Below are 17,543 nucleotides of genomic sequence, written 5' to 3'. Positions count from 1 at the left end.
CCTCACGGCCAAAGATTTCGAAGGCCGGCATGTGCCCGCCAGAACTGAAGTATCACTTCCAGCGCATCAATGTCGCAACTCCGGGTTAGCCCGCAGGGTGCATAGTTGCCCTGCGCACCTGGTACCGCGTGACCACCGCCTACAATCGTAAGCGCGGCGACATGAGCGCTCCCCTCGATGGAATCTGCGCGATGATCGCGTCTGACAACAATGGTATCGTCCGTCAACGCGCCATCAACGCCGGTCCCATGGCCAAGGTCAGGGTATGTGCTTTCGGTGGAACGGCGTTCAGCACGATTGAAAGCGACAAGCCAGTCCCGGGTTGCCTCTAAATTGGACGGTAAATCATGCATATTCATTCCCGGAAACGGCTGAGCATGAAAGCATTGCATGAAACGGTACGCGTTCCAGTCATCGGGATGATAACAGGGTCCAGTCAGATCACCGGAGGGCACTGTGCTCGATAAGGCGTCAACCAGTTGAATGATCATGGCCGTCGGCAGATTGGGCTTTTCTTCTGCGCCAAACATTTGCATCACTGGTCGCGCAATGCGGTCATTACCGCCATTGATGCGATAGCGAGATCCTGGGATTGGCGCCGCGCCAATTGCGACCATGGCTTCCTTCTCTGCATTGATCCCGGCGCTGATCATTGCGAAACCGGAAAACAGGCTTGCAAAGGGTTGGGTGATCTTGAGCTGGTGCACAAAACCCGCCCCGTTCGAAAAGCCCATCGCATAGTAGCCCCCGATATCAAATTGGGCGCGCAAAGCATCGATGAGATCAACCATGAGATCGAGGTCATCGCCATTCAAACCAGGCCCGCATTGCGGCGGATCGCCGAGTTGCGACATGTCATTAAATGCGCCGTTCAAATTTGCACCGAGATGCCGCCATGCTGTCGCGCACCCAACGCCTCCCGACGCGGGATAACTCACCGTGCTTTGTTGCGCCGATGGTGCGACAAGGATCATCCCTTGTTCGGTATGTTTGGCGATCCAGCCAACAGCCGCACTGGCCTCACCGCCACCGCCATGAAACGCAAAAATCACCGAGACATCAGTCGCAGGGAGTGCGGGTTCATGGATGCAGAACTGGCGCTGCGCGCCACCAGAGGCGATGGTACACGCACGGAACTCTGGATTGTTGCAGGTCATAGGGCTGGCACCTGAAGCGCATGAGACTTGGGCCTGCGCTGGCGCAACGAGTGCCAGAAGCCCCAGGATCTGCGCGAAGAATGATGGACGAATTTGCATCGATACTCTCCAAATAAAAAGGGGGCGGGCGTCGCCCACCCCACAGACCTCATCCGAATGAAAACCAATCATCCTCGAGGCGCTCAATTTGATCTTTACCTTTGGTCCACTTCTTCGGCTTGTGCAGCCCATAGGCAAAGCATGTCCCCGCCGCGAGTCGGATCGTCTTGCTGCCAACGCGTCCGGTTCCTGCCGTGATTGCAAGATCGGCATCTTTTGCCTTCATTGTGAGCGCGTCGGAAGAATGGGTCGCGAAGTGTTCTGCGAGATGGGTGTCTGCGACAATCAGAAGGGAGGATACTATGCGTGCATCCTTTCCTTCCTCGGCCATATTCTCGCGCACTGTGTTTGCATCATAATTCAGGCACTTCTTGAGCGGATCCTCATTGATCCAGATGCACATCAACTTCAGGCGCTGGGTTTCTGCTGTTCGGTGATCAAAGCTTGTGGCGATTTCAGAATTCATGCCGAAGAATTTCAATCCGCCCCAATGTGACAGACTATCCTGCGAGGTCTCTGACCAATTCACGCCAATAGGATCACCCACGTTGATCGGAACCGTTTCCAGATGACGACGCGCGATTTTGGCGCTGATAGACATGTAATTGACACTGAGGACGGAGTCCTTTTTGCGGCCGTGGCTTCCCAGTTCAACGCGGTCGGCGTTTCTGCGAAAGTACTTGTTCCCATGATAGCTTACATGGTTTTCGCCGATGTCTACAAGGCTATCGAGTGTTAAAACGGACATGCTGCATTCCTTTCTTAAATATCTGCAATCACAATGAAAAATTTTGAAATTGTCTCCATGCGGACGAAACCGGCAGGAGGTAATCGCACGAATGTCACGCCAAATCCCGGCGCATAACCGTACTGTATGTCCGGAGACTGGATGCGTCTCGCTCAGGGTGGGATCAGCGCGCGAAATGAAAAAATCTATTTTGCTGAGCAAAATTCTGGTAATTGATCAGTAATTTTCAAAAGGGGATCAGGTGTCAGATAATTTGACAAACTCGACGCGTGTTAAAGGGCGAGATCTCAGATTCATGCGCAAAAAGATATTCCCGTCTGCCGAAGCCTTTGCTGCGGCCTGTGGCAGCGTTTCGACGCCAACGGTATATCGAGCCGAACGAGGCGGGCCAGTCCTCAAGTCCTATCTTGCCGCAATGGCCAGACAGCTTGACGTCGACATGGATCGGCTCATTGATGACGCTGAGCCGGTGGACGGCGCGGGCGAACCACACAACCTGACAGGGTCATGGGTCGGGCTTTACATCGGCGCTGACCGGTTCGGACAGCCATATCTGATTCAAGAGAAGGCAGACCTGATCCAGACCGGGAAATCAGTTCATGGTCATACGACCATCGAAACGCGTGAAGGTGTCATGCTTGATCGTCTGGAGGATTGTTTCCTCACTGACAACGTTTTCAGCGGGCAGACCAGGTCAGAGCAATGGCCTTTCCCGCTCGATTGCGCTGCCTTCGTGACATCTGGCATTCGGAACCTGACGCGTCTGGACGGCTATATTTCGTGGTTTGATCTGGACACGGAGCGGCCAGAGTCTTCAAGGTATTTGCTCATTCGGCGGGACTCGCCGCGGTTTGATAGCGACGTCGCGGAAGCGCGGGCAATGCTAGATAACGAAATAAAGCTCATGCGTATCCGTCGACTATTGGAGGCCGGATACAACTTTGACCACGCCGCCGATTTGATTCCCGAGGCAGATACTTCTCCCGCTCTGGCGTTCGAAGAACACACAAGGGAGACGGGTGTCGCAACCGTCAATACCGCAGACATCCCCGCCGCACCACAAACCAGCCAGAGAGTGATAGCCGTTTCCTCTTTGATCGTTCTGGATGCTGATCCGACTCAGAAATTCTATGCGGATGGTTTGATCGATGACATCGCGACAGAACTTGCTCAGACGCCGGGCCTCGGAATACTTCCGCGCAGCAGTTTCCCCAGCGGTGCTCCAGTGGACACCAAAACGGCCCTGTCGCGCAATGCAAGCCATGTTCTGAATGGAAGTCTGCAAAGATCAGACAATCTGCTGCGCGTGAACGCGCAACTTGTTGAAGCAAACAGTGGACGGATCGTTTGGGCGGAACGATACGAACATCACTCAGAGCGGGTTTTCGCCGCACATGATGACATATCGCGCGACGTCGCCGCTGCTTTAAGACTCGAGCTGTCGCCGACACCCCTTCCTGAAACGGCGGTCGGATCACCAAATCCCCATGCATACGAACTCTTTCTAAAAGCGCGATCTCTTTATTTGCGTGGTATTTACATCCACTCTCTAAAGGCGGCAGAAGCGTTGTTGGCGCGCGCAGTGGAGATTGATCCTGAGTTTGCGCGAGGCCATGCACAAATATCCATTTGTCGATCGCATCTGGTCCTGAGCAACGCGCAACCGACCGGATTGCCCCATCTTGAAGACGGCGCATCCGCAGCTGTTCGGGCCCTTGAGATTAATCCGAACCTCGCCCTGGGGCACGCCGCGCTTGGCCTGGTCCATTATGCAGCGGGCGATTATCAAGCTGCTGAAGCCGCCTTGCGGAAATCGATTGCACTCGACTCGCAACTTTTCGAAGCTCATTTCTTTCTGGCACGAGACCTTCGCCTGCAAGGCGATCGTTCGGGCGCGGCAAAGTACTTCGCTCACGCCAGCGACCTGCGACAAGAGGACTTTCGTGCGACCGGATTACTTGGCGAAGAATTGCAAGCGCTTGATCGTGAAGATGAGGCACAGGACAAGTTCAGAGCGTCTCTTCGTTCGGTCGAACACGAGCTTGAAGGCCACCCTGACAATGCCGGCGCTCTGGCATTTGGTGCGGCGGTTCTCAGCGATCTTGGTGAAATTGACCGCGCGGCAACCTGGTCAGAGTGGGCACTGGCAATTGCACCGGATGATTGCCTTGTTCAATATAATATCGCTCGATCTTTCGCAATCAATGGCGACCTGGCGGCGGCCATGTCACATCTGAACCGTGCCTTCAAAGTGGCGGCCAAGCATCGGCGACGTCTGGGGCTTTGGATGAAATTTGATGAGGATTTTTCGAAACTGGCTGACAAGACAGAGTTCCACGACTTGTTTACCAAATAGCATTCAAACCCAATCTCCGGCTACTCGAGGCGGGCTTTTCAGTTGCCTTCCAAGGTCAAGATAGAAACAGAGACCATTACGACTGTCTGACCCGAATGGGTTGTAACATTTAGACTGCCCTGGTGAGATTATCTGGAATTGTTCACCGCCATCCGTGCGGCCTACTGGCCAAAAGCCGACGTCGGTCTCGGACGATATCTGAATGTGGATGGACTATTTTACTGACGCGCCTGGTTCGATCAGTTGGACATTTTTGATTGAGCTCCCGCAGTAAGCGCGAGGATTGGAGTTTTGTGAGACCGAGGCCGGCAGGGCCAACGGCATTGATCTATGATCTCTTGCTGGAAGACCGTGTTCCGCTGGATCATCTTCTGCGGTCGGCAATTCGGTTTTGGAGATTTGAGCAACTTCCAGGCGCACGTGGCAGGTTCCAGCAGCCACGCGGGCCGCATGTCGGTCGATCCCGAACGTCAGATCCGGATGCTCTTGGTGGGATATTGCGGCGGGATCAGGTCCGAAAGACAACCGTGCCAACAAGCGCATCTGGACCGCGCTTCTTGGCAAATTGCTTAAAACCGCCCCTCGAGCAAAGTACAACAAAGTGGCCGGGATCATCCCCAAACGGCAACAACCGCGCAAAGACGGACCGCAAAGGCGCTTGTGCGCAGATGAAGTCGCTGTTCATTGCGTTTTCGTCAAAATCACATGGCGTTCATTGCCGCTGCGCGCGCCCAGACTCACCTATTGTCGGTGCATCCAATTAATTTGGCTTTTTGAGCGAGCGAATTCGCCAAAACATTCGGAATTGGCGAAGAGACAGGCTTATTTCTCTTGGCGAACGCAAGAAGCGCGCAGGACAATTACCTTTTGCAATGAAAGCTGATTAGGCTCTCTCAAATCACCTGTTTTAAAGAGTGTCCTTTACGCTGATGGCTTTTGATACCAAACTTGCTTTGCTGCGTGAGGGTCACTGTTTCCAAGGCGTTGGTGGCTGTTCCAGAACACCACTGTCACCTGTCTTGCGAAAACAGACTTTGCCCTGTGGCAACTAAGGAGCAAAACCATGAAAGACGCGGCAGACGAGCTGAGCAGAAACGTTTCCATGCCCTTTGAGCGTGCGCGCGCAATGCCGCCGTCTGTATATACATCGCAGGACTTTCTGAACCTTGAGCTGGACAAGATTTTCTCCAAGGACTGGTTTTGCGTTGGTCGCGATTCGACGCTTTCTGCCCCGGGTGACTATGTTACGCTCGACCTTGCGGGTCAGCCTCTCATCGTTTTGCGGGATGCTAAAGGTATGCTCAAAGCCATGTCGAATGTCTGTCGCCACAGGATGTCGACGCTTCTGGAAGGGCGCGGCAATGTGCGCAGTATCGTCTGCCCCTATCATGCCTGGACCTATAATCTGGACGGCGCGCTCCGCGGCGCCCCTGCGATGACCCAAAATGAGGGGTTCTGCAAGAGTGACTACAAACTGCCAGAGATACGCTGTCAGGAATGGCAGGGCTGGGTGTTTGTGACGCTGAATCCGGATGCGCCGGATGTGTCCGACCAGCTCTTGAAGCTTGGGGATATGGTCAGTGACTACAACATGACCGAATATACGGAGACCTTCTTCGAGACCCACGTCTGGGACACAAACTGGAAGGTACTGGCCGAGAATTTTATGGAAAGCTATCATCTGCCGGTTTGCCATGCCGGCACGATCGGCGGCCTGTCCAAACTTGATGACATGATCTGCCCGCCCGGTGAAGACGCGTTCAATTACCACACGATCCTCAAGGACACATCGCTCAAAATCGCGATGGCGCACCCCAGCAATACCCGGATGAAAGGTGAACGCCGCCGTACAACCTATTTGATCGCGATCTATCCCAGCCTGCTGATCACTCTGACACCCGGATACTTCTGGTATCTCACGCTGCATCCTGATGGCGTAGGGCGGGTGCGCATCGGGTTCGGGGGTGGCATGTCCAACGACTACGCCGATGACCCGGATGCGCAGGAAAATTTCAAACAACTCAAGACACTGCTTGATAACGTCAATGTCGAGGACAAAGGCTGCACAGAGAAAGTATATCGTGGTTTGTGCGCGCATACAGCCAAACCGGGGCACTTGTCACATCTTGAGCGACCCAATTATGACTTTGCCCAATACATCAATGCCTGTGTTCAAAGCACCGGCTGACAGGACGAGAGCAATGGCGCATACCCGCATACGTAAGTTCAACACCAAAGACACCTATCCAGAGCAGGCGCTCGACAATGATCTCTGCCAGGCTGTTGTGACCAATGGCGGCCGTATCGTGTGGTTACGCGGGCAATGTCCGCAGAACTTGGAGGATGCCAAGAACATCGATAGCCATGACCCCGTTCAGCAGACCCACAAAGTCATGCAAAACATCAAACAATTGATCGAAGAGGCTGGTGGTGACATGAGCCATCTTGTCAAGGTCGTTGTCTATATCACGGATGTGCGGCACCGGGAGGCGATCTACCGCACTATGGGTGAATACATCAAAGGCGTGCATCCGGTTTCGACCGGTTTGGTGGTTCAGGCACTGGCCCGACCAGAATGGCTCGTCGAAATTGACGGCACAGCCGTGATCCCGGAATGACGTTTTCTGTTGTCGCACGCTGCGCTGACACGGGCATGTTCGGGATTGCCATATCCTCGTCCTCTCCTGCGGTTGCAGCACGCTGCGTCTACACGCGCGCAGGCGTGGGTGCTGTGGCCAGTCAAAATATTACCGATCCCCGTCTTGGCCCCCTCGCGCTTGATCTGATGCAGGACGGCATGAATGCCATGGACGCGATTGCCCGCGTCCGCGACGAGGGCGCATTCATCGACTACCGACAGGTTTTAGCAATCGATGAACAGGGGCAAACTGCCATCCATTCGGGCCCGAATTCATTGGGAGTTTGGACAGATGCCGCCGGATGCGACGTCATCGCTGCGGGCAATCTTCTGGCCAACCCGACGGTCCCGCAGGCCATTGTTGATGGGTTCGAAAAGGCCAAGGGTCATCTCGGTGATCGGCTGATTGCGGCCTTGCAAAGCGGGGCGGCGGCGGGCGGCGAGGCAGGTCCGGTTCATTCGGCAGGGATGCAAATCTGTGACACTGTCGCCTGGCCGACAGTCGATCTGCGCTGTGACTGGACGGACAGCTGCCCGATCACGGCTATTGCAACGGCTTGGCAGGTCTACAAGCCGCAAATGGATGCCTACGTGCAACGCGCACTCGATCCGCGCTCTGCACCCTCTTACGGGGTGCCGGGGAATGAATGACGTGTCCAAAGAGGCAAAAACGCTAGGCTCTTTGCGGCACCATCTGGCGGAATGCGCGGCGGCCCCTTACGATGCTCCGCGTGGCTTGCGAGGACAATCTTATACCGATCCTGCCCTTTTCCAACACGAATGCACCACACTTCTACGCCGAGGCTGGCATTGTGTCGGGCGCGCTGATGAACTGGAGAACGCCGGCGATTACCTGACCCTCAATTTGCTGGGTGAACCCTTGCTGATTGTCCGGGATGAAACCGAGATCAAAGCACTGTCAAACGTGTGCCGTCACCGAGGTATGCCTTTGGCCGAAGGCAGCGGAAACGCCAACAGGTTTATTTGCCGGTATCACGCCTGGACCTATGGCACGGATGGCAAGTTGCTGCGCGCTCCACGCATGAAAAATGCAGGCTTTGAGCCCAAGACCTGCAAACTCGGTCAGTTCCCTTGCGCTGAGCGTTTCGGCTTTGTCTATGTCAGTCTTACAGACGTTCCACCCGATATCGACTTGGAGTTGAGCGGGTTGGGCGATCTGATCGACGCATATCAACCCAAGGACTATCGCATCGTGCATGCCGCGAGCGAGGTGTGGCAGTGCAACTGGAAAACTCTGGTTGAGAATTTCATGGAAGGCTACCATCTGTCGGTGGTTCATCCGCAAACCCTGCATGGCTATACACCAACCGGACTTAGCCGCAAAGGGCCGTCAGGTGCGGGTTACACCAGCTATTTTGCCAATTACCCCGACAATATTCCCGCCCGTGGCGAGGGTGCGCCGGGGCTGGATCCGGAGGCCAAGCAACGCTCCACGCTGTTTGCGGCTTTCCCGTGTCAGGTTGTCAGTGTTGCGGCCTCCTTACTGGTGTCGCTGAGCATTCGCCCATTAACGCCCACCTCGATTGACGTGCGCTGGACGATGTCAGTCTATGGCGATGCGCTGGATGGCGACACGATTGATCAGCGCATCGCACTTTGGGAAGAGGTGAATCGCGAAGACCGTGAAAAACTGGAATCGATGCAAGTGGCGTTGGGATCAATCCATGCCACGGGTGGCCCGCTTGCGGGGGAAGACTTTGAAGGTACCGTGCATGACTTTCTTTTGTGGCTGGCGCGTCAGGACGCGGTGGCGACTTGAGCGCAACTTGATCTGCAGTATTTACGGCACCGCGCTTGAATTTTAGCCGCAGGCCGGCATTGTGCTGCCATGGCTTTGCGTTTCACCTTTCGACAGCTGGAGTATCTCGTCGCCGTTGGCGATGAAGGCACCATTGCCATGGCTTCGCAACAACTGAACGTCTCATCGCCGTCCATTTCCACCGCGATCAACCAGCTTGAAGGGCATTTGGGCATACAGCTTTTTGTGCGTCACCACGCGCAGGGACTGTGTCTGACGCCAGGCGGAAGACGTGTTTACAACGAAGCAAAACGCATCCTTGCAGATGCCGTAGCGTTGAACGATCTGGCGAATGAAATCAATAATCTGCCGCGTGGCTCCATTTCGATCGGCGCACTTTCGACCATCGCGCCCGTTGTAAGTGCGCGCATGCGCCGATCATTTGAACAGGCTTACCCGGACGCGCGGGTAACATTGCATATGGGAGATCAGGTCGAATTATTTCGCATGCTTGGCCGCGCCGAGATTGATGTTGCCATTACTTATGACATGCAGCTGCCCACCGATATTCACTTCCAGCCTCTGACATCTCTAGCGCCAAAGGTCATGCTGCCCATGGATCATCCAATGGCGGTTTGCCCGGCTGTGTCGCTGAAAGCGCTGGAGAATGAACCGATGGTTCTCCTCGACCTGCCGCTGAGCCGGGATTACTTTCTGTCCACCTTTCAGATGGCCAATGTGAGGCCCGACATTGCGGAACGCGCGGGTGACATCGCGCTGGTACGTTCCTTGGTTGCAAATGGATTTGGGTATTCATTGCTCAATATTGGGACCGAAAACAAGCGCTCACCAGATGGTTTTGAGCTCGCAATCTTGCCCGTGCTTGAAGAGGTCAAACCCGTAACCCTTGGTCTTGCAACCTTTCAGACTGACAAGAAGTCGGCTATCGTCGCGGCGTTTTTTGACCATGTTGCTGGCCAGATCAGTGCCATTGAGCTTTGAAAGTTTAGAGTTAAAGACCGTCCACCAAACGCTGCAACAATGCGTCCAGCATGGCATCACAGGCGTTCAATTGCGTCTTGCTGATGAACTCATCCGGCTTGTGTCCCTGATCCATCGAGCCTGGCCCGCAAACCACCGTTGGCACGTCAAGCCGGCGCGAAAACAACCCGCCCTCAGTACCAAACGCGACTTTGATCGTCGCGCTGCAACCGCTGAGTGACCGGACAAGATGCGTCACAGCGCTGTCCGGGTTGGTGCATAGGGACGGATAGCTGTTGCTAACTTCAATGGTGATATCTGCCTCTGGAAAGGCTCGTCTCAGGGGCAACAAGTAATCATCGCGGCGCTGTTTGATCTGCGCCAATACCTGCTGCGGATCATCCTGCGCCAGATTGCGGATTTCGAACATGAACTCAGTCTTGTCGGGCACGATGTTCAGTGCCGTGCCGCCATTCAACGTACCGACATGCAGGGTGGTATAGGGCACATCATAATCACTGTCCCGCGCCCCGGTCCGGGCAATCGCAGCTTGGATTTCACGGATGACATTGATCATGTCGCACGCCATGTGGATGGCATTGAGCGCGTTAGGCGCCTGTGCCGAGTGGCTTGCCCGTCCGGTTGTCGTCACCCGCGCTGCTGTTTTGCCTTTGTGGCCGGTGGCGACCTGCATCAAGGTCGGCTCGCCTACGATGCAAAACTGCGGGCGGAACGGGGCGGCGGTCAGCATATCCATCAAAGAGCGCACGCCGACACAGCCAATCTCTTCGTCATATGACAACGCAATATGCAGGGGCGTCGTCAGCTCCATCCGTGCCGCGCGTGTCGCCGCTGACAAGGCGCAAGCCACAAATCCTTTCATATCTGCCGTTCCGCGCCCATATAACGCGCCATTGCGCTCGGTCATCTCAAAGGGCGGCAGTGTCCAGTTCTGACCTTCGGCAGGGACCACATCTGTATGTCCTGACAACAACACGCCGGGGCAGTCCAAAGGGCCAATCGTTGCATAGAGGTTGGCCTTCTGGCCGCTTGCGTCCTTGATGATATCCACCTGCGCACCAGCATTACGCAATAGATCCTTGCAATAGTCGATCAGGGCCAGATTGGAATTTGCGCTGACCGTAGGGAACGCGATCAGATCGCCCAGCAGATCAGTTGTATGCGTCACACAGCAACGCCTGTTTTTCTGGCTTCAGCGATATGGTTCGCCAGATATTGCGCATCGATCCAGACGCCCCAGATAAACGACGATCCGCGCATGGACAGCCATGGCAAGCCCAGAAAATATATGCCCGGCTCGGAGGAGACGCCGCGTTCATGCTGGGGTCTGCCCGCAGCATCAAAGGCGTCCGTCTTTAACCAGTCGAAATTCTGGGTAAACCCGGTGGCCCAGATGATCGTCGTGATCCCAGCCTGCGAAAGGTCGAGCTCCAGCGTTGGATTTTTGATACTGTCCGGGTCTGGACCGATGTCACGCGCCTTTGGTTCTGGTGGCAAATCAAGCCCTTCACGCACCACGTATTCATCTGCCTCGTCCAGGATGGAGAGGTAATTCGCATCGCCCTGCGCAATATTGCGCGCCAAATCCGGTGCAAACGTCAAAATCCCGTCCTCAAAACTTCTGGTCATGCCAACAAGAGATATACCTTGCGCGGCAAAACGCCTGAAATCAACGGTTTGTCCGCCATTGGCGCCACTAACGGCGATGGTGACATGTTCCGCACCTGCGGGTGGCAGCTTCATTTCCCATTTCCCCAAAACGCCAAGCCACCAGACAAAATCACGCCCCCGATATCGGCGCGGCGGGCGATCATGCGGACCGACTGACAGATACACATCGCGCCCCTTCGCGCGTAATTCTTCCGCGATCTGAGACCCCGATGACCCTGCCCCGACGACCAAAACTGCCCCGTCCTCCAGCTGTGCGGAATTGCGGTAGGCCGTAGAATGTATCTGCGCTAAGCCCGATTGCTCCGGCACAACGGGCGGGATGGATGGATGCTGAAACGGTCCCGTCGCCGCCACCACATTGCGGGCCCGGACAGTGCCTTGCGATGTCTGGGCGATAAATCCTGATCCGTCCTGAGTCTTTTCAAGCGACAAAACCTCGACCCCACACCGGATGGGGACCTTCATTGCCTCGACAAACTCCTCAAAATAAGTGGCAACACTGGTCTTTGTCGCAAATTCGTCAGGGCCCGTATCCGAGAACTCCATGGTGGGAAATCGATCATGCCATGCCGGACCGTTTGCGACCAGACTGTCCCACCGCTCGCTGCGCCACCGTTCTGCAATGCGGTGTCGTTCAAGAACCAAGTGATCGATCCCGCGCTTGCTGAGATGTTCGCTCATGGCCAATCCGGCCTGACCGCCTCCAACAACGAGCGTATCGACGGTCTCATCTGACATGACATTCCCTTTGAAGTACGCTCCATGCGTTGGATACAGAGTTTAACCCACTTGAAAGCCACCTGATACTTCGGATTTTCTAAGCAGCGATTGGGCAGATGCTAATTGAACCAGGTACAGCACCTTTAGTTTGACCGTATTATTTGTTCTTCTGGTGATTTGAGATGCACGCATCATAGTCAAAACCGAGAGTGAAGGGCTTCTGCGTGCTGTGAAAACCAAAATGACCTGCTCGAGATCATTGTGTTAACGCGCCGAAACACGATGACTGCACCGAAAGATACAGCGGTTTGATCAACCGAGGGCCGCCATGGCCTGCGCTCGTCACACTACTTTCAAGCATTTATGAGCCACTACTGCTGGCCCAAAACTTGGAAGCTAGCCAATGGCGCGCGCGAACCCAGAACCGAGATCGGCCTTATTCCAATGCGTTATTCGCTCAGCTTTGTGTCCATCATCATGTTTTTTTGAGACAGATGGGGTTTTGACTTTGAGGAGTCATCGCTCATCTGGTTTGATTTGAGCCGCGGATTTGGCGTGCTGCAAGCGCCTTAGTTTCATGTTTCTTCTTTTTGTTTTTTCCCTTTCAAACAGGATCGTGTGTCCCTGTCCCTGGAACGCGCACCAATATTATATCCAATTGACGGTCAGTGGCGTTCCGGCGAACGTCTGGAAGTGACTTAACGACGTTTTTCAACAACCACTTTTTTCCACCACCGGGTGCTCCGGCGAGCAAAATCCCTTCCGTTTCCGTGTCCAAACCTGCCTGCGCCCCCGCGCGGCGCTTGTACAGCAGCTCCTGGAATTGCGTCTTAAACTGAGAATAGGTTCGGGTGTTGCCGAATATTTTTTCCAACAGTGCGCATTGCGCTGAGGCCCACTCGTGATGATCTACGGAAATTTCATTCATCGCCAACCCATGAAGCGCGGGGACCACAGGAGACGCCGCACTGTGTGGCGGATCAAGTGCGGTGATGGGGATGGCGGCGAACCCGTCGGCGCACATCATGCCGGGCCCAATGCCCGGCCAATTCTGTTCCAATCTGCCTGTGCGTGCTCTTCATATTGGGAGTACGCACAGACAACCCCTGGCAGAAACCATGTGTCATAACGAACCGTGAACGTCGCTGAACGGGTGTTATGTAAAGCGCCTTCTGGTTGAGTGCGGCGGTTCAAATCTCAAAATCAAATCCCTGATCCGATCCGCCGGATCCGCCACTTCATCAGGATATCCAAGCGACACATTGATCAGTTTCGTCTCACCTACACGCGTATTCTTCGCGCCGTGACAGTGTCCGAAAAGCCAGCGTTCAGGTCGGTGCTTCAAAATGAGTGCGCTCAGATCGCTGGCATAGGCAGCCGCAAGATCGTTCAAAAATCCGTCAAGCACGCTGGGATGTGGCGAATGGTGTGTCGCGACAAAGGTCTCGCCATCGAAAGGTTCGCTCAGCGCCTGTTTCCAAGAGCCGCAGGACGTCTGTTTTGACATAACATGGTGTGATCTCACCGAGCCCCGGCATCGGACGCAAAATACCTTCCGAAAGAAGCGCATCGAATTGCGCGCGCGGAATGTGGAGCTGCTTGATGGCCGTCCGGCGCGTGATACAGCCATTCAACTTTTCGAGCACCGGCTTAGATGCCTTCGCACAGAAGATCTGACTAACGAAATCATCACTTGTCGCCGTTGATGGTCTCAAGAACCCAGCGGCAACAAGTGCTTGTCGACAACGCTTCGTTGATGCACGGCAATCGCGCGCAAAACTTGTCAGATGATGGACGCGGCGTTGCTCGACGACTTGCCCAAGGACAGTCTCGCCCGGACCAACAGGAAAAGTCTCTACGATGTAGTCAAATTCGTGTCGCCATGCAGGAGAAGACTGCATCACTCGATGGAAAGCGAATACTCGTTGATGTTTCGTCCATGAGCAGGACGGTTTTGTCTGCGGTTCTGGCCTAACTGCTCGACGATGATCTGTATCATGGAGCAGAAATTGCAATCGTTTGCGCAGTGGCTGATTTTTCCGAGCCCACCAGTTTTGACTTTGACTTTCTAAATTTCGATCCAATGGATGATTTTTCAGGTTGGACCAAATCGCCAGAGCTTCCACTCGCTATGATCTTGGGTCTAGGATACGAAGCAGATCATGCTTTGGGTGCGGTGGAATAACTTGATCCAAGTGCAACCTTTTGCTTCTTCCCCAAGGGTCACGATACGCGTTTCGCTGATGCAGTAGAGGTGGCGAACAAGCCTCTCATCTCGCAGGTAAAGCCATCTCGGGTCGTCAGGTATCCTGTGGATGACCCTTTGCATGCCTTTTCACTTATGTCGTCAATTCTCCAGTCTCTGCTGGAGTCTGCACGCTTCGTGTTGGTACCTATGGGCCCCAAAATCTTCGTGGCTCTATGTCTCGTCTGTCAAAGAATTTATGGCGATGAGGTATCCGTGTGGCGTGCAAGTGGACATTCGAAAGATGCATTGAAGGATGTTGATGCTGAAGGTCCACTTACAGGTTTTTGGGTCAAGCGTTCCAGTTTAAACGAGTCTTCGCAAGATCTGTCATCATCCGGATCGGATCGGAAAAAAGGCTCAGCCTGATCTGAGCCGGCTTACCTTGGTCGAGTATTGGTGGTTCCCGACTGGTGAGAACGCCAAGGCTGAACCCTTGTCTACAACTCAAGGGCAAAACTATCAGATCAGAATGGCAATCCCTGGGGGCAAAATGGCAAAACTTTGGGTACGTCCACAAAAGCATTGCTCAGTGGCTAGGAGCATTTCGAGTACCCGCAACTCCCACAGGTCATACAGCCTTCGACCATGCGCAACTCATATTGACCGCAACTTCCACAAGCAACTCCCCGGTTGTCGCCTAAACCCACAACTTGCGCCTGCGGATCGGTCTTCAAACCCATGCCTTCGCCGGCAATGAATCCAGTCGCAATCATATGCTGCTCGATCACCCCGCCAATGGCTGCCAAAATCGAAGGGATGTATTTGCCGCTCATCCATGCACCACCGCGTGGATCGAAAACCGCTTTGAGTTCCTCAACCACAAAGGACACATCCCCGCCACGCCGAAACACAGCCGAAATCATCCGCGTCAAGGCCACCGTCCATGCAAAATGCTCCATATTCTTGGAGTTGATGAAAACCTCGAAAGGCCGGCGGTGCCCGTTCAACACAATGTCGTTGATGGTGATGTAAAGCGCGTGCTCACTATCAGGCCATTTGACCTTATATGTGTTGCCTTCCAACTCGTTAGGCCGGTCCAGCGGCTCAGACATGTAGATCACATCGCCATGGGGTCGCTGGGGTTCGGCATCATCTGTAGTGATGACTTCGGAGGCGTATTCGGTACCTCCCATAATTTCGGACAAACCCACACCCAAAACTTTGGCGACCGTCTTTAACCGATCAACAGAAGGCTCCTTACCCTCGTTTATCACACCGTGCAGATAGTCGTGACTCAGATCCGCCTCTAGGGCAATCTGCCGCATCGTCTTGCCCGAATTTTCGATTAGCGCAGCGAGAGACTTACGAAAATCAACTTCCAAACCCTCTGGCTTCTCCTCGGCCACGCTCAAAACTGACCCCGTCACCGCGTTAGGCCTGTACGTCGTACACCCTTTACAGCCTGTATCCCACGCCTCCATATAGACGTCCTTGAAAGCCTCAAAACTGATGTCTTCGGGGCAGTTGATGGTCTTGGAAATAGACGAATCCACCCATTTCTGCGCAGCCGCTTGCATCTTCACATGCTCCAGCGGCGCCAGCGTCTGTGCGTTCACGAAATACTCGGGCAAGGGCGCATCCCCGAACTTCTCCCGCCAGAGCGTGACAGCATAGTCAACCACTTCTTCTTCGGTGCGCGACCCGTCTTTCTGCAATACTTTGCGCGTATATGCGTAAGCAAAGACCGGTTCGATCCCTGAACTCACATTCCCCGCATAAAGGCTGATCGTTCCGGTGGGTGCGATGGAGGTTAACAGCGCATTTCTGATCCCATGTTTGCGAACCGCCTCGCGCACATCCTCGTCCATACCCTGCATCGAACCCGACGACAGAAACGCATCCGCATCAAACAAAGGAAACGCGCCTTTTTCCTTCGCCAAGTCCACGGACGCCAGATATGCAGCGCGGGCGATCGCGCGCAGCCAGCGCTCGGTCTGACGCGCTGCCTCGTCTGATCCATAGCGCAAACCGACCATCAAAAGCGCATCCGCGAGCCCCGTCACTCCAAGCCCGATCCGCCGCTTGGCTTGCGCCTCTGCCGCCTGCGCTTCAAGCGGGAAGCGCGAGACGTCCACGACGTTGTCCATCATGCGAACAGCCGTGGCCACGAGATCCTGCATCGCGTCTTCATCCAGCGCCGCCGCTTCTTCAAACGGGTCAGACACCAATCGCGCCATGTTTATCGAGCCCAACAGACAAGCTCCATAGGGCGGCAATGGTTGCTCCCCACAAGGATTCGTCGCGGCAATCGTTTCGCAATAATTCAGATTATTCGCCGCGTTTATGCGGTCGATGAATATTACACCTGGCTCGGCATAATCATACGTCGCCCGCATGATGCCATTCCACAAGTCGCGGGCCTGAACTGTTCGGAAAACCACACCATCGAACGTCAAGTCCCACGGTTGATCGGCCTTGACAGCTTCCATAAAAGGGTCGGTGATCAACACGGACATGTTGAACATGCGCAAACGTGCAGGATCTGATTTTGCAGCAATGAAATCCTCTACGTCGGGGTGATCACAGCGCATCGTGGCCATCATCGCGCCGCGGCGCGATCCTGCCGACATGATCGTGCGGCACATCGCATCCCATACATCCATAAAGCTCAAAGGTCCGGATGCATCTGCAGCCACGCCTTTGACGTCCGCACCTTTTGGACGGATCGTGGAAAAATCATACCCGATTCCCCCGCCCTGCTGCATGGTCAAAGCGGCCTCTTTGAGCATATCAAAAATGCCACCCATACTGTCGGGAACTGTGCCCATGACAAAGCAATTGAAAAGCGTCACAGACCGCGCCGTCCCCGCGCCTGCCGTGATCCGTCCCGCCGGCAGATACTTGAAATCTTCCAGTGCCACGTAAAAGCGGTCTTCCCAAACTTTTGGCTCATTCTCCACCTGCGCCAAATCGGCGGCAATACGACGCCATGTATCCTCGACCGTGGCATCTTTGGCGGTGCCATCGGCTTCTTTGAAACGGTACTTCATATCCCAGATCTGTTCGGCAATGGGGGCGGAAAAACGGGTCATCACACGGATCCCTCAAGTTTGGAGAAGAAATGCAATTTAACCTAGATTCTTGGTGTTTTCCACAACAAGTTGAAGACGACAGCAAGTGAGCTAATATATATTGTGTTTGTAAA

General features: G+C 54.6%; 14 protein-coding genes and 1 pseudogene. 8 read left to right on the top strand and 7 right to left on the bottom strand.

Translation table 11 applies throughout. The features are described from left to right. Positions 1-2: 2 nt before the first annotated feature. Together R8G34_18900 and R8G34_18895 are read right to left on the bottom strand one after the other, a co-directional pair. The gene (locus tag R8G34_18900) at positions 3-1,256 is read right to left on the bottom strand and encodes a hypothetical protein (GenBank protein ID MDW3224922.1); all 1,254 of its coding nucleotides are present in this window, start codon (positions 1,254-1,256) and stop codon (positions 3-5) included. A 49-nt stretch (positions 1,257-1,305) separates the two neighbouring features. Beyond that, positions 1,306-2,004: a hypothetical protein gene (locus R8G34_18895; GenBank protein MDW3224921.1), complete on the bottom strand. Its 699-nt coding sequence runs from the start codon at positions 2,002-2,004 to the stop codon at positions 1,306-1,308. A gap of 295 nt (positions 2,005-2,299) precedes the next feature. Between R8G34_18895 and R8G34_18890 the strand changes: the two genes are divergently transcribed. From R8G34_18890 to R8G34_18860, 7 genes and pseudogenes are all read left to right on the top strand, one after another. Next, positions 2,300-4,360 (top strand): hypothetical protein, encoded by a 2,061-nt coding sequence (locus R8G34_18890; GenBank protein ID MDW3224920.1) that lies wholly within the window; start codon positions 2,300-2,302, stop codon positions 4,358-4,360. 293 nt (positions 4,361-4,653) lie between these two features. Further along, positions 4,654-4,915 (top strand): annotated as a pseudogene (locus R8G34_18885) (IS5/IS1182 family transposase). Between the two features lie 508 nt (positions 4,916-5,423). After that, positions 5,424-6,548: a Rieske 2Fe-2S domain-containing protein gene (locus R8G34_18880; protein ID MDW3224919.1), complete on the top strand. Its 1,125-nt coding sequence runs from the start codon at positions 5,424-5,426 to the stop codon at positions 6,546-6,548. Positions 6,549-6,561: 13 nt separating this feature from the next. Beyond that, positions 6,562-6,978 (top strand): RidA family protein, encoded by a 417-nt coding sequence (locus R8G34_18875; protein ID MDW3224918.1) that lies wholly within the window; start codon positions 6,562-6,564, stop codon positions 6,976-6,978. Continuing rightward, the gene (locus R8G34_18870; protein ID MDW3224917.1) at positions 6,975-7,649 is read left to right on the top strand and encodes a DUF1028 domain-containing protein; all 675 of its coding nucleotides are present in this window, start codon (positions 6,975-6,977) and stop codon (positions 7,647-7,649) included. Before R8G34_18875 ends, R8G34_18870 begins: the two co-directional genes overlap by 4 nt. Beyond that, positions 7,642-8,778, top strand: a complete 1,137-nt coding sequence (locus R8G34_18865; GenBank protein ID MDW3224916.1) for an SRPBCC family protein — start codon at positions 7,642-7,644, stop codon at positions 8,776-8,778. Before R8G34_18870 ends, R8G34_18865 begins: the two co-directional genes overlap by 8 nt. A 69-nt stretch (positions 8,779-8,847) precedes the next feature. Beyond that, the gene (locus R8G34_18860) at positions 8,848-9,759 is read left to right on the top strand and encodes a LysR substrate-binding domain-containing protein (GenBank protein ID MDW3224915.1); all 912 of its coding nucleotides are present in this window, start codon (positions 8,848-8,850) and stop codon (positions 9,757-9,759) included. 10 nt (positions 9,760-9,769) lie between these two features. Here the strand turns inward: R8G34_18860 and argE are convergent, their stop codons facing one another. The 4 genes from argE to R8G34_18840 form a co-directional block, all read right to left on the bottom strand. After that, complete coding sequence (argE, locus tag R8G34_18855) at positions 9,770-10,927, bottom strand: acetylornithine deacetylase (protein MDW3224914.1); 1,158 nt, start codon at positions 10,925-10,927, stop codon at positions 9,770-9,772. Continuing rightward, entirely contained in the window at positions 10,924-12,168 is a 1,245-nt protein-coding gene (locus R8G34_18850) for an NAD(P)/FAD-dependent oxidoreductase (GenBank protein MDW3224913.1), read from the bottom strand. Before R8G34_18850 ends, argE begins: the two co-directional genes overlap by 4 nt. Positions 12,169-12,754: 586 nt before the next feature. After that, the gene (locus R8G34_18845; protein MDW3224912.1) at positions 12,755-13,177 is read right to left on the bottom strand and encodes a hypothetical protein; all 423 of its coding nucleotides are present in this window, start codon (positions 13,175-13,177) and stop codon (positions 12,755-12,757) included. Between the two features lie 129 nt (positions 13,178-13,306). Further along, positions 13,307-13,657, bottom strand: a complete 351-nt coding sequence (locus R8G34_18840; protein ID MDW3224911.1) for a hypothetical protein — start codon at positions 13,655-13,657, stop codon at positions 13,307-13,309. A 519-nt stretch (positions 13,658-14,176) separates the two neighbouring features. Here R8G34_18840 and R8G34_18835 point away from each other — a divergent pair. Continuing rightward, the gene (locus tag R8G34_18835; protein ID MDW3224910.1) at positions 14,177-14,335 is read left to right on the top strand and encodes a hypothetical protein; all 159 of its coding nucleotides are present in this window, start codon (positions 14,177-14,179) and stop codon (positions 14,333-14,335) included. A gap of 596 nt (positions 14,336-14,931) precedes the next feature. On the opposite strand, the gene R8G34_18830 is transcribed toward R8G34_18835, so the two are convergent. Continuing rightward, on the bottom strand, positions 14,932-17,430 hold the full coding sequence (locus tag R8G34_18830; GenBank protein ID MDW3224909.1) for an adenosylcobalamin-dependent ribonucleoside-diphosphate reductase: 2,499 nt from the start codon (positions 17,428-17,430) through the stop codon (positions 14,932-14,934). Positions 17,431-17,543 lie beyond the last annotated feature (113 nt).

This window comes from Paracoccaceae bacterium, from assembly GCA_033344815.1.
Classification (GTDB): Bacteria; Pseudomonadota; Alphaproteobacteria; order Rhodobacterales; family Rhodobacteraceae; genus Roseobacter.
The sequence above is the reverse complement of the archived record's forward strand: the minus strand, read 5'-3'. Positions and strand labels throughout refer to the sequence as shown.

Coding starts and splice junctions, on each gene's coding strand:
- R8G34_18900 (MDW3224922.1), bottom strand. CDS start 1,256: ATGCAAATTCGTCCATCATTCTTCGCGCAGATCCTGGGGCTTCTGGCA.
- R8G34_18895 (MDW3224921.1), bottom strand. CDS start 2,004: ATGTCCGTTTTAACACTCGATAGCCTTGTAGACATCGGCGAAAACCAT.
- R8G34_18890 (MDW3224920.1), top strand. CDS start 2,300: ATGCGCAAAAAGATATTCCCGTCTGCCGAAGCCTTTGCTGCGGCCTGT.
- R8G34_18880 (MDW3224919.1), top strand. CDS start 5,424: ATGAAAGACGCGGCAGACGAGCTGAGCAGAAACGTTTCCATGCCCTTT.
- R8G34_18875 (MDW3224918.1), top strand. CDS start 6,562: ATGGCGCATACCCGCATACGTAAGTTCAACACCAAAGACACCTATCCA.
- R8G34_18870 (MDW3224917.1), top strand. CDS start 6,975: ATGACGTTTTCTGTTGTCGCACGCTGCGCTGACACGGGCATGTTCGGG.
- R8G34_18865 (MDW3224916.1), top strand. CDS start 7,642: ATGAATGACGTGTCCAAAGAGGCAAAAACGCTAGGCTCTTTGCGGCAC.
- R8G34_18860 (MDW3224915.1), top strand. CDS start 8,848: ATGGCTTTGCGTTTCACCTTTCGACAGCTGGAGTATCTCGTCGCCGTT.
- R8G34_18850 (MDW3224913.1), bottom strand. CDS start 12,168: ATGTCAGATGAGACCGTCGATACGCTCGTTGTTGGAGGCGGTCAGGCC.
- R8G34_18845 (MDW3224912.1), bottom strand. CDS start 13,177: ATGATGTGCGCCGACGGGTTCGCCGCCATCCCCATCACCGCACTTGAT.
- R8G34_18840 (MDW3224911.1), bottom strand. CDS start 13,657: ATGTCAAAACAGACGTCCTGCGGCTCTTGGAAACAGGCGCTGAGCGAA.
- R8G34_18830 (MDW3224909.1), bottom strand. CDS start 17,430: ATGACCCGTTTTTCCGCCCCCATTGCCGAACAGATCTGGGATATGAAG.